Source organism: Streptomyces longispororuber, assembly GCF_024448165.1.
GTDB classification, from domain to species: domain Bacteria; phylum Actinomycetota; class Actinomycetes; order Streptomycetales; family Streptomycetaceae; genus Streptomyces; species Streptomyces longispororuber_A.
Window position 1 is genome coordinate 1 of sequence record NZ_JAMOLN010000384.1, and the last position, 3,659, is coordinate 3,659.

The 3,659-nt window shown below is 71.4% G+C and carries 4 protein-coding genes; 3 read left to right on the forward strand and 1 reads right to left on the reverse strand.

Features of this window, described 5'->3' with window-relative positions:
- Nucleotides 1-777: beta-galactosidase (locus M4J07_RS47050; RefSeq protein WP_255983423.1), on the reverse strand; the 777-nt coding region annotated here is incomplete at its 3' end.
- A 138-nt stretch (nucleotides 778-915) separates the two neighbouring features.
- Here M4J07_RS47050 and M4J07_RS47055 point away from each other — a divergent pair.
- The 3 genes from M4J07_RS47055 to pepN form a co-directional block, all read left to right on the forward strand.
- Nucleotides 916-1,803, forward strand: a complete 888-nt coding sequence (locus M4J07_RS47055; RefSeq protein ID WP_255983425.1) for a helix-turn-helix domain-containing protein — start codon at nucleotides 916-918, stop codon at nucleotides 1,801-1,803.
- A 6-nt stretch (nucleotides 1,804-1,809) separates the two neighbouring features.
- On the forward strand, nucleotides 1,810-2,142 hold the full coding sequence (locus M4J07_RS47060) for a chorismate mutase (RefSeq protein WP_255983427.1): 333 nt from the start codon (nucleotides 1,810-1,812) through the stop codon (nucleotides 2,140-2,142).
- A 58-nt stretch (nucleotides 2,143-2,200) separates the two neighbouring features.
- On the forward strand, nucleotides 2,201-3,659 hold a 1,459-nt coding region (gene pepN, locus M4J07_RS47065; RefSeq protein WP_255983429.1), incomplete at its 3' end, for an aminopeptidase N.

A 3,659-nucleotide genomic window follows, 5' to 3' on the forward strand; every position in this document is an offset into this window, starting at 1 on the left:
CTCCCGCAGCGCGTCGGCCGCGTCCGCCGCGTCCCGCACGGTGTGGTCCGCACCCCAGTGGTCGAACCAGCCGCACCAGAACTCCATGCACATCAGCGGATCCTTGGCACGGTGCCTGCGCAGCGTCGCGAAGCCCTCGCGCGCGCGGGAGCCGAAATTCACCGTCGCAAGGACCCCCGGAACCGAACCCCCCGACAGCATGTGGTCCTCGGGCCCGTCCGACGTGAACAGCGGCACCGTCACCCCGAGCTCGACCAGCAGGTCGGCGACGGCCCGCAGGTAGAGGTGGTCCGAGCCGTAACTGCCGTACTCGTTCTCCACCTGCACCATGATCACCGGGCCGCCCCGGTCCACCTGCCGCTCCACGATGTGCGGCAGCAGCACCCCGAACCAGCGCTCCACGGCGGCGAGGAACTCCGCGTCACGCGTACGGATCCGCGACCCCAGGGGACCCGTCAGCCAATGCGGCAGCCCACCGTTCTCCCACTCGGCACAGATGTACGGGCCGGGCCGGGCGATCACCCACAGCCCCGCCTCCTGCGCCGCGTCCAGGAACCGGCCCACCGCCGCCACGTCGGCCACCTCACCGGGACGCGGCTCGTGCAGGTTCCACGGGACGTAGGTCTCCACACAGTTCAGACCCATCGCCTTCAGCATCCGCAGCCGATGCGCCCACTGCTCCTCGTGCACCCGGAAGTAGTGCAAGGCACCCGACAACAGCCGCACCGGCCGCCCGTCCACCTCGAAGTCGTCCTCGCCCACCCTGAACTCGGCCATCTACGTGCTCCTCTTTGCCTGACGGGCGCATCACCCACCGGTCGCCACCATCACCTCTGGCGGGCGACGGGGTCCATGGACAAAGATCGGCTGGTGTTGGACGGGGACGCCGACACGAACCACCACGGGAGGGGACACATGTCCACGTACCACACCTGGATGCGGTACTTCACACCCAGCCCGGTCCACCACCGCCTCGGCCTGGTCTGCCTCGGCGTGGGACTCCAGCACGGGCTGCTGCCCACCGTCGGACCGCGCACCCTCGACCACCACGTCGCCGTCGTCGTCACCGCGGGCGGCGGCTGGTACCAGGACGCCCAGGGCCGCCGCACCACCGTCACCGCACCCGCCCTCATCTGGCTCACCCCCGGCCGGCCCCACCACTACGGACCCGACCCCGACACCGGCTGGGACGAGTGCTTCGTCGACTTCACCGGCCCGGCCACCACCACGTACACCGAACTCGGCTACATCGAACCCGACCGGCCCGTCGTCCCCCTCTCCGACGCCGCCCAGGCCCGCGCCGCCGTCGGCCGCATCGCCCGCGCCGCCCGCCGCGGCAACCCCCTCCTCGAGGTCGAGACCGGCGCCGCCGTCCACGAGCTCCTCGTCGCCCTGCGCCGCGCCCGCGCCGACATGGCCCCCGACGGCGACCCCGTCCTCCAGGCCCTCGCCCGCGACGCCTTCCAGCCGCTGTCCGTCGCCGAACACGCCGCCCGGCACGGCATGACCCCCGCCGAACTGCGCACCGCCGTCCGGCGCGGCGCCGGCTGCAGCCCCAAGGACTACCTCCTCGGCATCCGCCTCGGCCGCGCCAAGGAACTCCTCGCCGCCACCGAACTCCCCGTCGCCGCCGTCGCCCGCCGCGTCGGCTACGACGACCCCGCCTACTTCTCCCGCCTGTTCACCCGCCGCGTCGGCACCGCCCCCGTCCGCTTCCGCGAACAGCAGGGCCGCGCCGTACCCGGCGGCTGGTCCGACAAGATCCCCGACCCCGACGACCCGCCCATGCTCCACGTAGGCTGATCTGTCATGACCACCAGCAAGCCCCAGGAACAGCCGGCCGTCGACCCGGAGGTGCGCGCCGAACTCGGCCGCCTGCGCGACAGCATCGACAACATCGACGCCGCCGTCGTCCACATGCTCGCCGAGCGCTTCAAGTGCACCCAGCAGGTCGGCCACCTCAAGGCCCACCACGCACTGCCCCCGGCGGACCCGGCCCGCGAAGCCCGCCAGATCGAGCGCCTGCGCCAGCTCGCCGAGAACGCCAAACTCGACCCCGCCTTCGCCGAGAAGTTCCTCAACTTCATCATCAGCGAGGTCATCCGCCACCACGAGCAGATCGCCGAGGACACCAGACGCTGACCCCACGGGCCGGGGGCAGCCCTGTCCCGATGTCAGTGCCATCAGGCAGCATGAACCCATGCCCGTACTGACGCGCGACGAAGCGCAGACCCGAGCCCGACTCATCGACGTCCAGCGGTACACCGTGGACCTCGACCTCACCCGCGGCGCCGACACCTTCGACTCCCGCACCGTGATCCGGTTCACCGCGCGCGCCGCAGGCGACACGTTCGTCGAGCTCAAGCCCGCCGATCTGCGCTCCGTCACCCTCGACGGGCAGCCCCTGGACCCCACCGCCCTCGACGGCAACCGACTGCCGCTCACCGGCCTCACCGAAGGCCCGCACGAGCTGGTCGCCGACGCCGCCATGCGCTACTCGCACACCGGCGAGGGCATGCACCGCTTCACCGACCCCACCGACGGCGAGACGTACGTCTACACGCAGCTGTTCATGGAGGACGTCCAGCGCGTCTTCGTCGCCTTCGACCAGCCCGACCTGAAGGCGCTCTTCGACCTCACCGTCACCGCGCCCGAAGGCTGGACGGTCCTCGCCAACAGCGTCACCGAGCACCTGGGGGAGGGGAAGTGGCAGGCCGCCACCACCCCGCTCCTGTCGACCTACCTGGTCGCCGTCGCCGCCGGCCCCTGGCACTCCGTCCGCACCGAGCACCGCGGACTCCCCTTCGGCCTGCACTGCCGCCGCTCCCTCGCGCCCCACCTGGACGCCGACGCCGAGGAGATCCTCGACATCACGCGCGCGTGCTTCGACCGCTACCACGAGAAGTTCACCGAGCCCTACCCCTTCGACTCCTACGACCAGGCGTTCGTCCCCGAGTTCAACGCCGGAGCGATGGAGAACCCCGGACTCGTCACCTTCCGCGACGAGTTCGTCTACCGCTCGGCCGTCACCGACACCGAGCGGCAGACCCGCGCCATGGTCGTCGCCCACGAGATGGCCCACATGTGGTTCGGCGACCTGGTCACCCTCCGCTGGTGGGACGACATCTGGCTGAACGAGTCGTTCGCCGAGTACATGGGCTACCAGACCCTCACCGAAGCCACCCGCTTCACCGACACCTGGGTCGACTTCGGCGTCGCCCGCAAGGCCTGGGGCTACGACGCGGACCAGCGCCCCTCCACCCACCCCGTCGCCCCCGAAGCCGTCGAGGACACCGCCTCCGCCCTCCTCAACTTCGACGGGATCTCCTACGCCAAGGGCGCCTCCGCGCTGCGCCAGCTCGTCACCTGGCTCGGCGAGAAGGACTTCCTCGCCGGGATCAACATCCACTTCCAGCGCCACAAGTTCGCCAACGCCACCCTCGCCGACTTCATCGACTCGCTGGCCTCCGGCGCCTCCGCCGACCGCGACGTCCACGCCTGGGCCGACGCCTGGCTGCGCACCACCGGAGTCGACACCCTCACCGCCCGGGTCACCGACACCGACAGCACCTGGACCCTCACCGTCGACCAGCAGGGCAGCCGCCCCCACCGCATCGCCGTCGGCCTCTACGACCGCGACCCCGCCGACGGCCGCGCCT

What these genes read in the sequence shown, in the direction of transcription:
- M4J07_RS47060 (WP_255983427.1), top strand. Translation starts at nt 1,810, where the DNA reads ATGACCACCAGCAAGCCCCAGGAACAGCCGGCCGTCGACCCGGAGGTG.
- M4J07_RS47055 (WP_255983425.1), top strand. Translation starts at nt 916, where the DNA reads ATGTCCACGTACCACACCTGGATGCGGTACTTCACACCCAGCCCGGTC.